The organism is Planococcus chinensis, assembly GCF_042681545.1.
Taxonomy (GTDB): Bacteria; Bacillota; Bacilli; order Bacillales_A; family Planococcaceae; genus Planococcus; species Planococcus chinensis.
This window is the reverse complement of sequence record NZ_JBHUFW010000002.1, coordinates 66,022-82,328: the sequence shown is the minus strand read 5'-3', so window position 1 is coordinate 82,328 and position 16,307 is coordinate 66,022. Positions and strand designations below refer to the sequence as shown.

Below are 16,307 nucleotides of genomic sequence, written 5' to 3'. Positions count from 1 at the left end.
CAAAAAGAAAAGAGGCGAATCGAAATGACTGAAAAAGATATGGTTAAATTGACATCTTTATCATCTAAAGGCGGTTGAGGCTGCAAAATTGGTCCTGAGGACCTGGCGCAGGTTCTGCGCCATTTACCGAGAAATGTAGAAGACCCTAATCTGCTCGTCGGGCTGGATACAGCCGACGATGCAGGCGTTTATAAAATCAGCGAGGACGTCGCGCTCGTCCAGACATTGGATTTCTTCACGCCTATCGTGGACGATCCGTACATGTTCGGACAGATCGGCGCCGCCAACTCGCTCAGCGACGTCTATGCGATGGGCGGCAAACCGCTGACCGTCATGAACATCGTCGCGTTCCCGATCAACACACTTGATAAGGGCATCCTCGCAGACATCCTGGCCGGGGCTTCCGATAAAGTGAAAGAATCCGGCGCCACCTTGGTCGGCGGACATTCCATCGATGACCAGGAGCCGAAGTTCGGGCTCTCGGTCACCGGCACGATCCATCCGGACCGCATCCGCTCCAATGCCGGTGCACGCCCGGGCGACCGTCTGATCCTGACAAAACCGATCGGCGTCGGCATCCTGACGACTGCGCTCAAGCAGGGACTCTTGGACAAAGAGGATTTGGATGAAGTGATGAACGTCATGGCGACGCTGAACAAAGCGGCAGCAGAAGCCATGGACTCTTACACGGTCAACGCCTGTACGGACATCACCGGTTTCGGCCTGCTCGGCCACACGATGGAAATCGCCAAAGGCGGCAGCGTCGGCGTGACCATTTCGAACCAAGACGTGCCGGTCCTTTCAAAAGCGAAAGAGCTTGCGGAAAAGAAAGTCATCCCAGGCGGAACGTATAAAAACCACAGCTGGCTGGCCAAAGACATCGATTACGATGAAAGCATCTCCATGCTCGACCAGTTGATCCTTTGCGACGCTGTGACGTCCGGCGGATTATTGATTTCCCTGCCGGCTGCAGAAGCCGACGCTTTGCTGCGCGACTTGCAGGCGAAAAACGTCCAGGCAGCTGTCATCGGTGAAGTGACCAGCGAAAACGCCGGCCGCATCCACGTGATTTAATTCTGGAACAAGGACTCAAGCCGAGTCCTTGTTTTACATAATGCCCAAACGCATAAGCTTTTATTGGCCCTATGGGGCAGGGCTACTGTCCGGACCTTGGCCAAGCTGGCGTCGTTTTGCGGAATAGCGGATGGAAAAACCATCACTTTTTATATGAAGAAAATAAAAAACAAAGCGAGGTGCTCCCATTGAAAAAATGGAGCCTATTAACCTTCCTCTTGTGCCTGACAATCGTCTTGGCAGCTTGCGGAAGCAGTTCAGAAAAAGAAGAAAATGCAGCATCGGGCGGCGAAGCGGAAAAGGATGCCTTTACAATCGGCGTCATCCCTGCCCAGACTGAAGGGGAAATGGATACGGCAATGAAAAAACTCCAAACCCTCCTGACAGAGGAATTGGGCCGCGAAGTTTCCATCGAAGTCTATCCCGATTATAACGGCGTCGTTGAAGCGATGAACTATGACCAGATCGACATGGCTTATCTTGGGCCGTTGACGTATGTCATTGCAGAAGCAAACAGCAACGCAAAAGCGATCATCACGCAATTGATCGACGGCAAGCCGTTCTACCATTCATATATCATTACCCATAAAGATAGCCCGTTGGAATCCATTGAAGACCTGGTGGCCAAAGCCGGCGAAACCGATTTTGCATTCGGCGACCCGAACTCGACTTCCGGCTCCCTGATTCCTTCAATCGAATTGCAGGACCGCGGCGTCTATACGTCGGAAGATGACAACGAATTCGCCACAGTCCGCTTCACGGGTTCACATGACGCGACAGCGCTGTCGGTCCTGAACAAGCAAGTGGATGCCGGCGCCATCGACAGCGCCATCTACGACCAGCTGGTTGAGTCCGGAAAAATCGACGGCAGCCAATTCAAAACCATCTGGAAATCTGAGGAGTTGTTCCAATACCCTTGGGCAGTCTTAGAGAGCACAGATGAGGAAACCATCAAGACATTGCAGGAAACGTTCCTGGCCATCGAAGATCCTGAAATCCTCGACGCTTTCGGAGCCAGCGGCTTCACGGAAGCCACCAATGCCGATTACGAAAGCATCAAGCAGGCAGCCATCAAGCAGGGAATCATTAAAGAATAGAGTTGATTACGGGTGTGGTTTAAAAAAAGCAATCTACTGACATTGGCTATATTGATCCTGTTCGTGTTCCTCAGCATGCGGCTGACGGAATTCGATCTGTCGAAATTCAAGGATTTCCGCAATATGATCGACTTCCTGTCGCAATGGTTCCCGATGGACTTCTCTTTGCTGCCGGACATGGTGCAGGATACGCTCGAGACCTTGGCAATGGCCTTTCTCGGCAGCGTGCTCGGCCTTGTAATCGCATTGCCGATCAGCTTTATCGCAGCCCGCAACACGTCGCCTTCGCCGTTTTTATTCCAAACCTCGCGCATTGCGCTGAGCTTTGTCCGCTCGATTCCGGAGATCGTCTTCGGGTTGATCCTGCTGACGACGCTCGGGCTTGGACCGTTTCCGGCCGTGATTGCCATCATGTTCCATAATGTCGGCGTCTTCGGCAAATTGATTTCCGAATTGATCGAAGCGGCAGATCCGGGGCCACAGGAAGCGATGAAAGCGGTCGGCTCGAAAACCTGGGTCGCCAATCTTTTCAGCATCCTGCCGCAAATCTGGCCGAACGTGCTATCCCAGTTTTTCTACCGCTTCGAAGTGGCCATCCGCACGTCCCTGATTTTAGGGTTTATCGGCGGCGGCGGAATCGGGCAGCGCCTGTTCAACGACTTTAAAACCTTCCAGTACTCTTCCGTCTCACTGGACGTGCTGATCATCATGATCATGGTCATCATCATCGACTTCCTGGCCAGCTCCGTCCGGAAGCGGATTATATGAAGGAGGCCTTTTCCATGATCGAAATAAAAAACCTCTCCGTCCTGTATGAGGGAAATACCGAGGAATCGCTTTCTGACGTGAACTTGTCGTTTCAGAAAGAGGACTTTATCTGCGTGCTGGGTAAAAGCGGCGCCGGCAAGTCCACGTTCATCCGGTGCATCAACGGCCTGCAGAAGCCGACGTCCGGGGAAATCCTCCTGGATGGCAACACCATCACGAACGCCAGCGAAGACGAGCTGCGGAAAATCAGACGCGAAATGGGGATGATTTTTCAGCATTTCAACTTGATCCCCCGCCTCAGCGTGCTGCAGAACGTATTGACCGGCACGTTCGGCTACCGGCCGTCGTTCAAAAACCTGATCGGCTGGTTTTCCGCCGAGGAATTGGAATTTGCAAAGAGCGTCATCGCCGAAGTCGGCCTTTCCGAAATGATGGACCGCCGGGTCGAACAGCTGAGCGGCGGGCAGAAACAGCGCGTCGGCATCGCCCGTGCCCTGATCCAGCAGCCGAATGTGCTGCTCGGGGATGAGCCGGTCGCAAGCCTGGACCCTGGGACGTCCAACCGGATCTTCACGCTGCTGAAAGAGATGCACGAGCGGCATGGCCTCCTGACGGTCATCAATGTGCATGACATCGAACTTGCCAAGCGCTATGCGACCCGCATCGTTGCGCTGAAGGATGGCAAAGTGATTTTTGACGGCCTGCCGCAAGATTTCACGGAAGCGGAATACCAGGAAACCTATGAATCTCAGTCCCAGGATTATTTCTTTGGCGCTGAAATCTGAACGGACAAGGAGGAACGGGCATGACCAAAAGCCCTTGAGCAGTTGACTTTTCCAGAGTCGTGTACGGCTCTTCCAACCCTGACATCCTGACACATAGCCCTTCACCGGGCAAAAAGAGCGTTGTTCTGACATTTGATGACGGCCCGAGCCGGGCACTGCCGCGCATTCTTGACGCTTTGCAGGATGCGGATGTGCAGGTGGTCTTTTTCTGGCAAAGCCGCCTCCTGCACCCCTCGCGGCCATGGAAGCGCGTTTTGGCGGAAGGCCATCAGATCGGCTCGCATTCCGTCAAGCACAACAATCTGGCGGCTCTCCCGTATGCCAAACAGCACGATGACATCAAGAACAGCGTCGAAAAGATCCGGCTCGTAACTGGGGGCAATGTGAAATATTTTCGTCCCCCGTTCGGCCAGTTCAATGACGATACGCTGAAAGCGGCAAAAGCTTTGAACATGGTTCCGGTCATGTGGCGCGTGGCTTCGATGGACTGGGAGCTTCAGAAATCGCCGGAAAAGGTGATTTCGACCGTCATCGACAACCTCGAAGATGGCGCCGTGATCCTGCTTCACGAACTGCAGCACACCGCCGATCTCCTGCCGGAACTGATACAAGCCATCCGGGACCAAGGCTACGGATTTTCTTTGCTGCCGAATTTTTAAAATCAAATGCAAAAAGAAAGGATTCCCTTAATTTGGGAATCCTTTTTTTTGATTACGAGCGGGCAAATTCGATGATCGCCTCTTCCGGAATAAAGCCGACCGACCGGTTCGCTTCCTCCCCGTCTTTGATCAGGATCAATGTCGGGATGCTTTGCACACCGAATTGCCGGGCCAAGTCCGGCGATTGGTCAACGTCCACTTCATAAAAATCTGCTGAATCCAGTTGTTCAGCTGCGCTTGAGACCACCGGCCCCAAAAAACGGCAGCTGGGTCACCAGTCGGCAGTGAAATCGAGCACGAACGGCTTGCTGTTCTTCACGCGCTCGGCGTATTCTGCTGAGTCTATCGCTTTCACCATGTTTTGAACCTCCTTCCGCTTGATAAGTTATTGCTTTTTCAGTGTATCGGCTGCCAAGCAGTGCTTCAAATGTTCCGGCTTTCTAAAAAGATATCAGAGTTATGGAATCATAAAATGCTCTATCTCTCCGGAAAGAAGTTCTTCATCCCACGGATACCATAACCACTGTCCGCCTTCGTTGTAAATATGGAAGGCGTGGGCAAACGGTTCATCGGTATAGAGGATCATTTGGTAAATTTCGGGGTCCTCTTGGCTGTAAGCCCGGTCTCCAGCGGGAGGTTCGGCTCCTTGCTTCAACAACTCTTTGAAGGTATCCAGCCTCTCTCCCTCAATGCGGTTCAGCAGTTTCGGCTCATTGGCGGTTGTGTATATTTCAACAAGGTCCACCGATTCGAGTTTAACGTCTTTGAAATGATGGGGAAATTCTTCACCCTTCGGTTCTGCCAAATAGAGCCGGTAGCCATTCACTTTGCTTTCATCGGCGATAGCGAGGAAGTCCGGCATCTCCTTGACGCCGAAAAGCGCGGTGCCCTCCTTCCAAAAAGCCGCATCGCCATTTTTAACTTTGTAATACGGGTCATTAATGTTGTCTGCCATTTGGAAAGCTACAACTCCAATCTCCTTTCCGATGCTGTTCTTTTCGGCAAGGACAGCAGAGTCGGCTGAAACATAATGCGTGCCTTCAAATTGGACGAAATCCACCCAATCAATGATAGTCGCCGTTTCCTCCTTTTGGTGCAATTTCTGTTTTTCAACATCTTCCCCGCTCTGGTTGGGGACAGCATTAGCCGATCCGCAAGCTGAGAGCATTATGGAAAAGAGCAATAAAAATGATAATTTTTTCATGGAAAAACCCCCAGTGGTTTTATAATTCACTGAGTAGACGCTTCCAGGAAAAAAATGGTTACAGGAAAAGGTGCATTTTTAAAAATTCAGGCTGTTACGGATTTTTCCGCCTCTTCTGTACCGGTTTTATTCCCCCACCATCGCTTCTGCAATTGCAGCGGCATGGATTTCCAGTGTATCCAGCTGACGGATTTTTGTGTCTTCCGGCTTGATGAGCATCGGCAGTTCCGTACAGCCCAGGATGATGCCATCGATTCCATCCTCTTCCACCATCCGGGAGATGATGTTCAGGAATTCGTCCTTCGTCTCCGGCTTGACGATACCCTTTTCCAGTTCATCGACGATTTTTTCGTGGATGTAATCCTGTTCATCCCCATTCGGCACCACTAGCTTCTTACCGTTCGCCAGAAAGGGCTCTTTGAAAAAGTCGTTTTCCATCGTAAATTTCGTGCCGATCAGTCCTACATTTCCGAGATTCAGCCGGTCCGCTTCTCGGAACGTTTCCTCAACGATGCTGATCATTGGAACGCCGGTTTCCTGCCGGACTTCCTCGAAGACGATATGCGGCGTATTGGCAGCGAGCACGGCGAAATCGGCTCCTGCTTTCTGCAGGTCCTGGACAGCTGCCGCTAAGTATGCCACCAGTTCCCCTTCTTCACCACTGTCCACCAAGTCGAAGATTTTATACATATTGATGCTGTGAATCAAGAATTCCGGGAGTTCTTCCGGGTTGCCGGTTTTGTCCTGATAGCGCTTGATGATTGCCTGATAGTATTCAACTGTCGATTCCGGGCCGGTCCCGCCGACCATTCCAAGTTTCGGCATGCCTTCGCCTCCTTCGTAAATTTCCCTTTGCTCTCCGTATACCCGTTCCGGTTCGGAGCTAGCCCTATTTCCCGGGAAATGAAAAAGGCGAATCCCGAAGGACCGCCTTTTGTTCCTATCCCTGATGGAGCGGCCGCACGATCACTTCGTTGACTGCCACGCCGAGCGGCTGCGAGGCGGCATAGAACACCGCGTTTGCGATGTCTTCGCTGGTCAGCGACGGGATGTTCGGGTCTTCAAAGCGCGGTTTGACGTCTGCGTCGGTGATGAATGACGCCAATTCCGTCTCGACGACCCCCGGTGAAATGCTTGTCGTCTTGATGTTGGTCTGCGCCAGTTCCTTGCTGAGCCCTTCCATGAAGATGCGGACGGCGTATTTCGTGCCGCAGTAGACGGTTCCGGACGGGAAGACCCCATGGGCTGCAACTGACGCGGTCGTGATGATGTGTCCGCTGTTGCGCTCCTGCATATGCGGCAGCACCGCCGCGATTCCGTAGAGCACCCCTTTGATGTTGACGTCGACCATGCGGTCCCATTCGTCGACTTTCAGCTTGTCCATATACGACAGCGGCATCAGGCCGGCGTTATTGAACATGATGTCGAGCTGGCCAAAAGTGCCGATCGCGAATTGCGCAAGGTCTTCCATCTCTTGGCGCGACGTAACGTCCGTCACTTTCACTGCCGCTTCGCCGCCCCCTTTTTCAATGGACGCCTTCAGCGCATCCAGCCGGTCCGCGCGGCGGGCAGCAAGCACCACTTTTGCCCCTTCCTCTGCGAATTTTCGTGCTGTCGCCTCGCCGATGCCGCTTGACGCTCCGGTGATGACGATGACTTTTCCGTTCACTTCAGACATCTCTTCCCCTCCTTATTCAATTAGCCCTTCAGCAATGCGGCATGCTTTCAGGAGTCCGTATTCGACTTTATTGAGCCGCCTTTTCAGGAATGTCTGCCATTCCAGCTCCTCTTCACTTCCCGGTTCCGCCGAAGCGAGCCGGCCGATGTCTTTCAGGAGCGGCACTACCGGCTGGTTCATCGCCAAATCCTGCTCGAACCGGTCCCCGCTGATGTAATTGAGCGGAATGAGCTCATGTGCGATCGAAAGCATCCCGCTGTTGAACGCTTTGGCCGCTTCGTCGGTCCAGTCCCTCTCTTCCACGGCTTTCTTGAGCTCTTCACCAAGCCATTCGAGCAAGGCAGCCCTTTCAAGCGCCCGCGACAAGTCCAGCCTGCCGGCGGCAATTTGCTGATAGCCCTCAAGCGCGATCCGGATTTCCCTGGCGCCCGCCGCATGGTCGAACGGCAGGACCTTCCGCGTACAGGCATCGTGGATCACCGACACATAGACCTGGCAATCGCGGCGCAGGTTGGCCGGGTCCAATTTGTCGAGCGTGTCTTCGGTCGTATGCCACCACCAGCCGAAACCGCCGGATTTGATGCCGCCGAACAGCCGGACCAGCGTCTGCGAAGCCACATCGTCGCTTAAGGGCTGTTCGGACATGCCCATGAACAGCGCCGGAATTCCCGTTCCCCAGAAGGACTGGTCGCCGCCCCGGCCAAAGCGCTTGCCGATGAATTCTTCGCCGGTCAGCGCCTTGACGAATGAACCCCCGTACTCGCGGGTTTCGGCCATGCAATTGCTTTCGCCGAGGATCACCGCACCTTTGCCGCCGAGCGAATCGGCGTAAACGTGCAGGAGGCAGTTTTCATGAAGCTCTTCCCAGTGCATATCGTTGTAATAGGCGGATCCCGAATAGCGGCCATGCGAATGCCCGGACCAGAACGCGAGCCGCAGCGTCCGGCGGAGGGGCGTTTTCGCTTCTGCCAGCACTCTTGCCGTCTCCAGCATCGCCGCGTTCGCGCTGCCGTTGTCCATCGCCCCGTAATGCCAGGAGTCGATATGCCCGCTGAACAGGATGAATTTCTCGGGTTCGGTTTCGCCCTTGAAGTCCGCAATCAGCGTCGGAAGCTTTCGCCATCCGGTATCGACCACCGTTTTCAGCCACGCTTTCACCGGTTCGCCGGAGCGCGCCAATTGCTCAAGCAGCACCGCGCCTTCGGTTTCCGTGACCGACAGCACCGGGATTTTTGGAAATTCGCCCTTCGTTTCCGGGGTCGGATTGCCCCATACACGCGACACAGTCATTTCGTGGGTAATCGACCCGTTGATGAAAATGCCGGCAAGAGCCCCCGCTTTCTCCAGGGCTTCCACTCCGCCGGGCGTCGCAATGCCGTCGGTCAGCACAATTTTACCCGCCGCTTCCATGCCCGGTGCCAACGATTTTTTGTAAATCAGTTCCCCTTCCATCCCTCCATCGCCGGTCGAAACGGACATCGAATGGGTGATGCACGGAAAGCGGACGCCTCCGGCTTCGAGTTCTGCCGAAACCGGCAGACTGATCAGCCCGTCATGGAACGTCAACGCGGTTTCTGCTCCGAAGCCGTCAAGCACCCCTTTCACATATTCGAACGCCCGCAGTTCTTCGGGCGAACCCGAAAGCCGCACTTCTTTTGCGATTTCCGCAGTGAAGGCCATCAGCCCCTCGGCAGAAACGGCCTCCACCAGACCCTTTTGCAATTCATTCAAATCGGTGGCCATGCCAACACTTCCTTTCTCTGACAAGCTGCCTTTGCCCTCCGGCGATTAAAGGACGAAATCCTCTTTGGCGGTCTTCACCTGTTCAAACGGCTGGAATTTCCTGCCGCTCAACTCGCTGACGGCATCAATGAAGGTGTTCGTGGTATGCGGTGTGTCGTAAAGGATTTTGAAAAAGTCGGCGCGCTGTTCTTTCGAAACCGAATCATACGCTTTGCCCACCATCCACCGGCCATAATAATAGGACGGATAATAAGTTTTCTGGATGGGGTCCGAAAAGAACCGGTAGCAATTGTTCGCCTCGATTTCCCCGAGCAGCCCTTTCTCCATCATGTAGGCGACCGCTTCCGCCTTGTCCATCTCGCCGGTATTGAACAGATAGCAGGCGTTTGTCATCGCCATGCGCTGCATGTCGATCCAGTCGCGCGCAAGCTTGTATTGCGCTTTTTGGGCAAGCGGAATCCCTTCCGTCTCTTCTTCGTCCCGGTCCCAGCCGAGGAAATGCAGGGCGCTTTCCGGCCCGCCTTCGAACAAGGCGTTTGTCGGGGTGTTGATGAGGTAGTACGACGCTTCAAGCGGCAGTTCTCCTTGCTGGAACAAGTAATCCCAGCGGCAATAGAACGCCTGGTGGCCCGGATAGCCTTCATGCGTCATAATCTGCGCCAGTACCGGTTCGGTCCACGGGCGGTCGATATTAAATGTCAGGTTTCCGCGGAAATCGCCGGTGTACTTGGAATAGCCGCTCCAAAACACCCCGCGGATGGACTTGATGTAATCGATTTCGTCCTCTTCCGGCAGCCCGATGACACGCTGCAGCGTGCCGATTTTGCTTTTGTCTTTCATCGATTCCGCCACTTCGACCACTTTGTCCGGCGCAATCAAGGTCTCCTTCAGCCAGCTTTCCGCTTTTTCCTTTAAAGTTCCCTGGTAGCCGAGATTCGTGAGCCCCTCTTCCACCAGATTGCGGTGCCTGGCCATGGCCTCTTCCGGAATCAGCGTAGATGGAAGCTCCTGGATGTTCGCGATGTATTCGGCATATGGCAGATCGTCGCCTTGCAGGCTGCGCACGAAATAGCCTTTGGCGTTGAGCATCGAACGCAGGTACCTGCCCGGGTGGCCTCCGAGGTTCCGGATGTCCTTTTCCACCTCTTCGATTTTCCGGGCGATGGCATCGAGGCTTGTAAGCGACGGCTTGAAGCTGCTGTAGCTTGCCGTCGCCACTTCGGTTCCGTGCATCGCTTTCGCCTGTTCGTTCAAGCTCAGTACAATATCGACAATCGCATCGCCTGTCGGCTGCGGAGTCCAACGTAACGTCATTCTTCTATCCCCTTTCGAGTTGCTGTTCAATTTCCCAAAGCGTGTCGATGTCTTGGAGCACCAAATCGACCATCATGCGGTATAGCTGCTCGCCCTTTTCGGCCGTCGCCGCTTCTGCATTGCCGGAAAAGGCTTCCGGGTAGAGGGCGATGCCGCCGTTCTTGAACCGGAAGCGCTTCGCCAGTGGAATTTCATGGCTGCCGACCCCTTCAGTGAACGCATAGCGCTCATCGATCGCCAGGACGAGCGACGTCTCATCTTCCCCCGCATGGCCGGGATCCGGGGCGATTTTCTTGATGTCTTCGCGGTAGTCGATGTACCAATTGATCGTCAGCGTCCGCACCCCGAGGTCTGCAAGCTTCTCCGTCACAATGTCGAGGCTCGAGATGTTGCCGCCGTGCCCATTGAACAGGATGATGTTCGTAAAGCCGTTCTGGTGGAACCCTCTGCAAATCTCTAATACGTAATTGCCGAACGCTTCCGCGGAAACGTCGATCGTCCCCGGAAACGGCGCAAGGCCCCAGGAATGGCCGTATGCCACTTCGGGCGCCATCAGGATGCGGTCCCCTCTCGCTTCTTCCAGCCGCCGTACGAATTCGCGCGGAATCAGCACATCCGTCCCGAGCGCGCAATGCGGCCCGTGCGCTTCGATCATGCCGATCGGCAAGAGCACCGTATTGACGGTTTTCTGCATTTCTTCAAAATCGCTTAAATTCATTGTCATCATATCCATTAGCGGCATGCTCCCTTCAGTCCAAATGGCGTGCAAGCAATTGCGCAATCAAAGCTGCGCGGTACGGCAGATTTTCAAGCAGGACCTGTTCGTGCACGGCATGGGCGCCGTCTCCGACCGGTCCCAGCCCATCGATAGTCGGAATGCCGAGCGCTGCTGTAAAGTTGCCGTCGCTCGCCCCGCCGGAGCCGCCGTGTCCGAGTGCATAGCCGTGCTCTGCGGCAATGGCTTTCAGCTCGCTGTAAAGCGCGAGGACCTCCTCGGTTTCTTCCATCGGATAGCGGTTGATGCCGCCTTTGACGTGGACAGCCGCTCCCGCCGTGAATGCCGGACGGCTCCGAAAAGCAGCTTCGAGCGCCTCTCCTTGTTTCCGGGTCCGGAAACGCACGTCAATCACGGCTTCCGCATAATCGGCCACGACATTCGTGCGGGTGCCGCCAGAAATCGTGCCGATGTTCACCGACACGCCGGCTTCCCGGTCATCGAGACCTTTCAGGTCCTGGAGCTGCAGCACGAGTTCATCGATCGCGCTGACGCCCTCCCAAGGATTGATGCCGGCGTGTACCGCCTTGCCGCTGACTTCGAGCCGGAAGATGCCGATCCCTTTGCGGAATGTCTTCACCGCCCCCGAATTTGAGATGCTCGATTCCGGCACCAGCACCAATTCGCTCTTTTTCGCTTCTTCCTCGATCAGCGTGCGCGAATGGAGGCTGCCGATCTCTTCGTCCGACGTCACCAGGAAGACGACTTTTTTATTGAACGGTACGCCCGCATGCTTGAGTGCCTTCAGCGCCCATAAAGTAATAGCAAGCCCGCCTTTCATGTCGAAAACCCCCGGGCCGTAAAGCAGCCCGTTTTCTTCGCGCAGCGGAATGTCGCCCTCGTCCCACACGGTATCGTAATGGCCGATGATGAGGATCTGCCCGGGGCCGCTGCCTAACGTGAAGCGGTACTGATTGCCGACGATTTGCTGTTCGATCATTTCCGTTTCGCCGCCGACAAGTTCATTGAACAAATCCGCCAGCACCCGGCCGCAGCGGTCGGACAGCCGCTTGTTGCGCGACGGCGATTCTGCCCGGGCGAGCCGGACCAGCGTCTCTTCCATATCTGTCGAATGCTGTTTCAGGTATTCCAGAATAGTTGGCATCGGCTAAACTCCTTTTCTGATCAATGGCGGTTTCGGCATCTGCCGCCGCTCTTCAAGCTGATGGGCGGCCCGAAGGAGTTCGATGTCCTGGAAATGCGGGGCGATCAGCTGCATGCCGACCGGCAGCCCGTCTTCCGTGAACCCCATATTGACAGTGACTGCCGGATGGCCGGAAACATTGAACGGGCCCGTGAAGACCATTTCGTCTTCCTCTTCGCTTCCGATGACCGGATCTTCTGCCGGCGCCGCAAATGCCACCGTCGGCATCATCAGGAGGTCCGCTGTCGTGAACAGCTCCGATACCGCGTCCGTATATTGCCGCAGGCCGCGCAAGCCGTTCAGGTAATCGACCGCTTTCGCTTCCAGCCCCATCTGGATCTGCCGGTACGTCATCTCGGCGTAGTCGGCTTTCAGTGCGAGCCATGGCTGGTGGATCTGCGCCGCTTCCGGGAGCAGTACGTCCATGATGATCGATTCCGTGTGCTGCCAGCCCGGAATCACCACTTCTTCGATGTGCCAGCCAAGCGCCTCCATATGGCCGAGCGCCTCTTTGTAGACGCGGCGGACATCCGGCGAAAGCCCGGCAAGCAAAGGCTCGGGCAGCACGCCGACATGCTTGGCACCGAGCGCCGCAAAATTTCCGGCATCCACTTCCCCGAGGCTTCCGGCGCGCGAATGCGGATCTTCCGGATCAAACCCGGCGATCGCTTCGAGCACGACGGCCGCATCCAGCGCATTGCGCGCAATCGGCCCGGCATGGTCGAGCGACCACGACAGCGGAAAAACGCCGTGCGTGCTGACCAGGCTGCGGGTCGGCTTCAAGCCGACCACACCGCAGTACGACGCCGGAATCCGGATGGACCCTCCGGTATCGGTGCCGAGCGAGAAGAAGCCGATGCCGCTCGCGGTTGCTGCCGCCGAGCCGCTTGACGAGCCGCCGGAGGTTTTCGTGAGGTCCCACGGATTGTTGGTCTTGCCGAAATCGGGATGGACAATGCCATAGGCGAATTCGAGCATGTTGTTCTTGCCGATCAGCACGGCGCCCGCTGCCTGGAGCTTGCTGATTGCAGTGGCGGTATAGTCGGGCACAAAATCCTTCAGCACGTTCGAGGCGCAGGTCGTCCGGATGCCTTTTGTATAGAACAGGTCTTTCGCAGAATACGGAACCCCGGTGAGCAGATGGGACGGCTTATGCGCCAAAAACCGCTTTTCCGCCGTTTTCGCCGCCAACAGCGCATCCTCTTCCGCCAGTTCAGTGAATGCGTTGAGCGCGGGTTCTAGCTTCCGCTGCCGCTCGAAAACCAGTTTTGTGATTTCGACCGGCGACACTTCGGTCTTCCGGTACAGCTTGGCAAGGTCGGTTAGCGGGAGATCCAGGAGATGATCCATAGCTACGCCCCCACCGCAAGCAGCGGATCGTTTGGATTGATGGCGAGCGAACTGACAAGGAACAGGACGACTCCCGAGGTATTTGAATAAACTTCCCGGACCGTCTCGCCGAATTCATCTGCTAGGCGGCCCAGAAGCTGCCCTTCTGCCACCCGCTCCCCGATGCTGATTTCCGGATACCAGAGCCCCTGCAGATCGGAACGGTACCAGTCGAACACCGCAATATCCGTCTTCTCACCGGCTTCGGTTCCGCCTTCCAGGACGCCGATGGACGCAAGGATCTTCCAGACGCCGTCCTGCAGCACCCGGGATTCTTCTTTGCCCAGAATCCCCTGCTGCCCTGCTTCTGCGATGATGGCCGGAATTCCCCGTTCCGCGGCGCAGCCGTATGTAGACCCGGGCACCTGGCCGCTGCTGCCGATCACATACTCGATATCAAAAAGGGACGCCATTTCCTTCGAAGCCTGTTGGACTCCCTTGTCTTCCGTAACGTGATAGATGGTGAACGGCACGAGCGCTTCAATCATGTCGCCTCCGTGAAGGTCGATGATGTAATCCATTTCACTGAAGACCGCTTTGTTGAGCCAAAAAGCCAGCCGCTCTGCGTCCGTCCCGTGTTCACTTCCCGGAAACATGCGGTTCAGGTTTTTTCCGTCACGCGGATGCACATAGATGCTGCGCGCGTAAAAGGATGCCGGATTGGCAATCGGCAGGACCGCCACTTTCCCTTTCAGCTTTTCCGGTTCCAGGGCGGCCCCGATTTTCAAAGCAGCGTCGATGGATGTGTATTCACAGCCGTGGATGCCACCCATCACCAGGACAGCCGGCCCTTCTTGGGATCCATTCGCCAAAAACGCCGGCAGTTTCTCCTCGATTGACGGCAGCTCCAGGCGGCCTTTTGTTTTTTCCTCGGCAGCAGCTGATAAATTGGCAATTTTCCAGGTGTCTCCCATACGAGTCTTCCTCCCTTCAGCATTGTTCAAGATGCACTAAATTCCATTTTCTAAAAAAGAGGGAGGCAGCTGTGTGTCCACAACCGCTCCCAGTCTGCCTATTCTTCTTTTGTGATTTTGTGGAACGGGACGTACCACGAGTTCATCGGGTTCAATTCATACCCTTTGACCCAAGTGCGCATCGGTGCTTGCACTTTCGGCTGAGCGACAAAGATATATGGAACTTCTTCCGCCATGATGTTCTGGATTTCCACGTAGTTCTTCTCGCGGAGCGCTTCATCTGTCGAAGTCCGCGCTTCCTCTAAGAGGCTGTCGACTTCGCTGTTTTCATAGAACGCCAAGTTGAATCCCGGGCCTTTGCTTGATGAATGGGCAAAGTACCACAAGTTATAATCGGGATCCGGATAATCCGGCGTCCAGGAAACCAGGCCGAAATCGTGCTTGCCGCTTGTCACCAGATCCAGGAATGTCGGCCATGCGTACGTTTTGATGTTCAGCGTCACGCCGACTTTTTCCAGGTCGGACTGCAGGAGGAGCGCGGTGTTGCTCCGCACTTCGTTGTCTTCGGAAATCGCGATTTCTAGCGTCAGGCCGGATTCATGGCCTGCTTCTTTCAGCAGCTGCTTCGCTTTATCAAGGTCATAATCATAAAGCTTGGCTTCTTCGCTGAACCCGAACATCCCTTTCGGAACCGCTCCGACAATGCGTTCTGCTTGGCCAAGATAAACGCTTTCCAAGAGCGCATCGTAATTGATGCTGTGGGCGATCGCCTGCCGCACCTTCGGATCAGCCAATGCGCCTTTTTCCGTGTTCATCGGCATATAGTCGATCTGGTAGCTGTCCGCTTCCAGGATTTCAATGCCTTCCGTGTCCTTCATCTGTTCGAGTACTTCAGGCGAAATGACCGTGTTGTCGATCAAGTCGATTTCCCCTTTTTCCAGCATCAGGCGGGAAGTCGAAGCTTCCGTGATGAACCGGATGTTGACGGTTTCCATCGTCGGCGCTTCTCCCCAATAATCCGGGTTTGCTTTCATGACGAGCGTTTCGCCGCGGTCCCAGCTCTCGAGGACGTAAGGGCCGGATCCCATTTCGGCTTCAGCCAGGAAGCTTTCGCCCAGGTCATCGCCGTGGTTTTCTTCCAGCGCCGGGTTGATGATGTTCCCGAATGCCGTGCCGAGTGTGCTGATGAACGGTGCAAACGGTTCTTTCAAGGTGATTTTGATCGTATAGTCATCAATGATTTCAAAGCTGTCCTTGTCGATGACTTTGCTGAAGATCCCTGCTGCGGATTTCCCGACATCGATGGCGCGCGTGAAGGAATACTGCACCGCCTCCGCTGTCACCGGGGAGCCGTCATGGAATTTTGCGTCTTCGACAAGATGGAATGTGTATTCGAGCCCGTCATCGGATACTTCCCATTCCTTAGCCAGCATCGGCGTCGGATCAGTCGATGTGCCTTCATACGTCACCAGGCGATCGTAAAATTCATAGATGACACGGAACGTCGTATTTGCCGCTGATCCATGGGGGTCGAGCCCCGGAATGTCCTGGTTGGTCGCGAAATTGAAGACTTCTGCATCGAAGTTTTCATTCGACTCTGCTGCAGTGCCTTCCGGGGAATCCGTGCCTTCTGCACCTTCTGATTCTTCATTGTAATTCTGGCAGCCTGCAAGCACTAACACAGCGATGACAAGGAATAGGAATATTTTCGACCATTGGCTTTTGAACTTCACTGTATTTCCCCCTTTGTTTTGAATGGTGTT

Annotated in this window: 16 protein-coding genes; 5 read left to right on the top strand and 11 right to left on the bottom strand. The window is 55.1% G+C overall.

Annotated features, from left to right (window positions below; translation table 11 throughout):
• Nucleotides 1-24 precede the first annotated feature (24 nt).
• The 5 genes from selD to ACFSDB_RS00455 all read left to right on the top strand — a co-directional run bounded on the left by selD (nucleotide 25) and on the right by ACFSDB_RS00455 (nucleotide 4,383).
• Nucleotides 25-1,074, top strand: coding sequence for a selenide, water dikinase SelD (selD, locus tag ACFSDB_RS00475; RefSeq protein ID WP_204891598.1), 1,050 nt, complete (start codon nucleotides 25-27; stop codon nucleotides 1,072-1,074).
• Nucleotides 1,075-1,262: 188 nt separating this feature from the next.
• Nucleotides 1,263-2,171, top strand: a complete 909-nt coding sequence (gene phnD / locus ACFSDB_RS00470) for a phosphate/phosphite/phosphonate ABC transporter substrate-binding protein (RefSeq protein WP_204891599.1) — start codon at nucleotides 1,263-1,265, stop codon at nucleotides 2,169-2,171.
• A 12-nt stretch (nucleotides 2,172-2,183) separates the two neighbouring features.
• On the top strand, nucleotides 2,184-2,939 hold the full coding sequence (phnE, locus tag ACFSDB_RS00465; RefSeq protein ID WP_204891600.1) for a phosphonate ABC transporter, permease protein PhnE: 756 nt from the start codon (nucleotides 2,184-2,186) through the stop codon (nucleotides 2,937-2,939).
• A 14-nt stretch (nucleotides 2,940-2,953) separates the two neighbouring features.
• Nucleotides 2,954-3,724 (top strand): phosphonate ABC transporter ATP-binding protein, encoded by a 771-nt coding sequence (gene phnC / locus ACFSDB_RS00460; RefSeq protein ID WP_204891601.1) that lies wholly within the window; start codon nucleotides 2,954-2,956, stop codon nucleotides 3,722-3,724.
• A gap of 59 nt (nucleotides 3,725-3,783) precedes the next feature.
• A complete protein-coding gene (locus ACFSDB_RS00455; protein WP_377338729.1) occupies nucleotides 3,784-4,383 on the top strand; it encodes a polysaccharide deacetylase family protein in 600 nt (199 codons plus the stop codon).
• Nucleotides 4,384-4,435: 52 nt separating this feature from the next.
• On the opposite strand, the gene ACFSDB_RS00450 is transcribed toward ACFSDB_RS00455, so the two are convergent.
• From ACFSDB_RS00450 to ACFSDB_RS00400, 11 genes are all read right to left on the bottom strand, one after another.
• Complete coding sequence (locus ACFSDB_RS00450) at nucleotides 4,436-4,639, bottom strand: thioredoxin family protein (RefSeq protein WP_204891602.1); 204 nt, start codon at nucleotides 4,637-4,639, stop codon at nucleotides 4,436-4,438.
• Nucleotides 4,640-4,840: 201 nt separating this feature from the next.
• Nucleotides 4,841-5,617: a hypothetical protein gene (locus ACFSDB_RS00445; RefSeq protein ID WP_204891603.1), complete on the bottom strand. Its 777-nt coding sequence runs from the start codon at nucleotides 5,615-5,617 to the stop codon at nucleotides 4,841-4,843.
• A gap of 96 nt (nucleotides 5,618-5,713) precedes the next feature.
• Nucleotides 5,714-6,412: an aspartate/glutamate racemase family protein gene (locus ACFSDB_RS00440; RefSeq protein WP_204891604.1), complete on the bottom strand. Its 699-nt coding sequence runs from the start codon at nucleotides 6,410-6,412 to the stop codon at nucleotides 5,714-5,716.
• Between the two features lie 115 nt (nucleotides 6,413-6,527).
• The gene (locus ACFSDB_RS00435) at nucleotides 6,528-7,265 is read right to left on the bottom strand and encodes an SDR family oxidoreductase (RefSeq protein ID WP_204891605.1); all 738 of its coding nucleotides are present in this window, start codon (nucleotides 7,263-7,265) and stop codon (nucleotides 6,528-6,530) included.
• Nucleotides 7,266-7,277: 12 nt separating this feature from the next.
• Complete coding sequence (locus ACFSDB_RS00430) at nucleotides 7,278-9,008, bottom strand: M28 family peptidase (protein ID WP_204891606.1); 1,731 nt, start codon at nucleotides 9,006-9,008, stop codon at nucleotides 7,278-7,280.
• Nucleotides 9,009-9,053: 45 nt separating this feature from the next.
• Nucleotides 9,054-10,322, bottom strand: coding sequence for a hypothetical protein (locus tag ACFSDB_RS00425; RefSeq protein ID WP_204891607.1), 1,269 nt, complete (start codon nucleotides 10,320-10,322; stop codon nucleotides 9,054-9,056).
• Between the two features lie 4 nt (nucleotides 10,323-10,326).
• Nucleotides 10,327-11,055 (bottom strand): creatininase family protein, encoded by a 729-nt coding sequence (locus ACFSDB_RS00420; protein ID WP_204891608.1) that lies wholly within the window; start codon nucleotides 11,053-11,055, stop codon nucleotides 10,327-10,329.
• 16 nt (nucleotides 11,056-11,071) lie between these two features.
• Nucleotides 11,072-12,202: a M20 family metallopeptidase gene (locus ACFSDB_RS00415; RefSeq protein ID WP_204891609.1), complete on the bottom strand. Its 1,131-nt coding sequence runs from the start codon at nucleotides 12,200-12,202 to the stop codon at nucleotides 11,072-11,074.
• A 3-nt stretch (nucleotides 12,203-12,205) separates the two neighbouring features.
• Entirely contained in the window at nucleotides 12,206-13,591 is a 1,386-nt protein-coding gene (locus ACFSDB_RS00410) for an amidase (RefSeq protein ID WP_204891610.1), read from the bottom strand.
• 2 nt (nucleotides 13,592-13,593) lie between these two features.
• Nucleotides 13,594-14,544, bottom strand: coding sequence for a M14 family metallopeptidase (locus ACFSDB_RS00405; RefSeq protein WP_204891611.1), 951 nt, complete (start codon nucleotides 14,542-14,544; stop codon nucleotides 13,594-13,596).
• Nucleotides 14,545-14,642: 98 nt separating this feature from the next.
• Entirely contained in the window at nucleotides 14,643-16,277 is a 1,635-nt protein-coding gene (locus tag ACFSDB_RS00400) for an ABC transporter substrate-binding protein (RefSeq protein WP_204891612.1), read from the bottom strand.
• Nucleotides 16,278-16,307 lie beyond the last annotated feature (30 nt).

Coding starts and splice junctions, on each gene's coding strand:
- ACFSDB_RS00430 (WP_204891606.1), bottom strand. CDS start 9,008: ATGGCCACCGATTTGAATGAATTGCAAAAGGGTCTGGTGGAGGCCGTT.
- ACFSDB_RS00425 (WP_204891607.1), bottom strand. CDS start 10,322: ATGACGTTACGTTGGACTCCGCAGCCGACAGGCGATGCGATTGTCGAT.
- ACFSDB_RS00410 (WP_204891610.1), bottom strand. CDS start 13,591: ATGGATCATCTCCTGGATCTCCCGCTAACCGACCTTGCCAAGCTGTAC.
- ACFSDB_RS00435 (WP_204891605.1), bottom strand. CDS start 7,265: ATGTCTGAAGTGAACGGAAAAGTCATCGTCATCACCGGAGCGTCAAGC.
- ACFSDB_RS00405 (WP_204891611.1), bottom strand. CDS start 14,544: ATGGGAGACACCTGGAAAATTGCCAATTTATCAGCTGCTGCCGAGGAA.
- ACFSDB_RS00420 (WP_204891608.1), bottom strand. CDS start 11,055: ATGGATATGATGACAATGAATTTAAGCGATTTTGAAGAAATGCAGAAA.
- ACFSDB_RS00415 (WP_204891609.1), bottom strand. CDS start 12,202: ATGCCAACTATTCTGGAATACCTGAAACAGCATTCGACAGATATGGAA.
- phnC (WP_204891601.1), top strand. CDS start 2,954: ATGATCGAAATAAAAAACCTCTCCGTCCTGTATGAGGGAAATACCGAG.
- ACFSDB_RS00440 (WP_204891604.1), bottom strand. CDS start 6,412: ATGCCGAAACTTGGAATGGTCGGCGGGACCGGCCCGGAATCGACAGTT.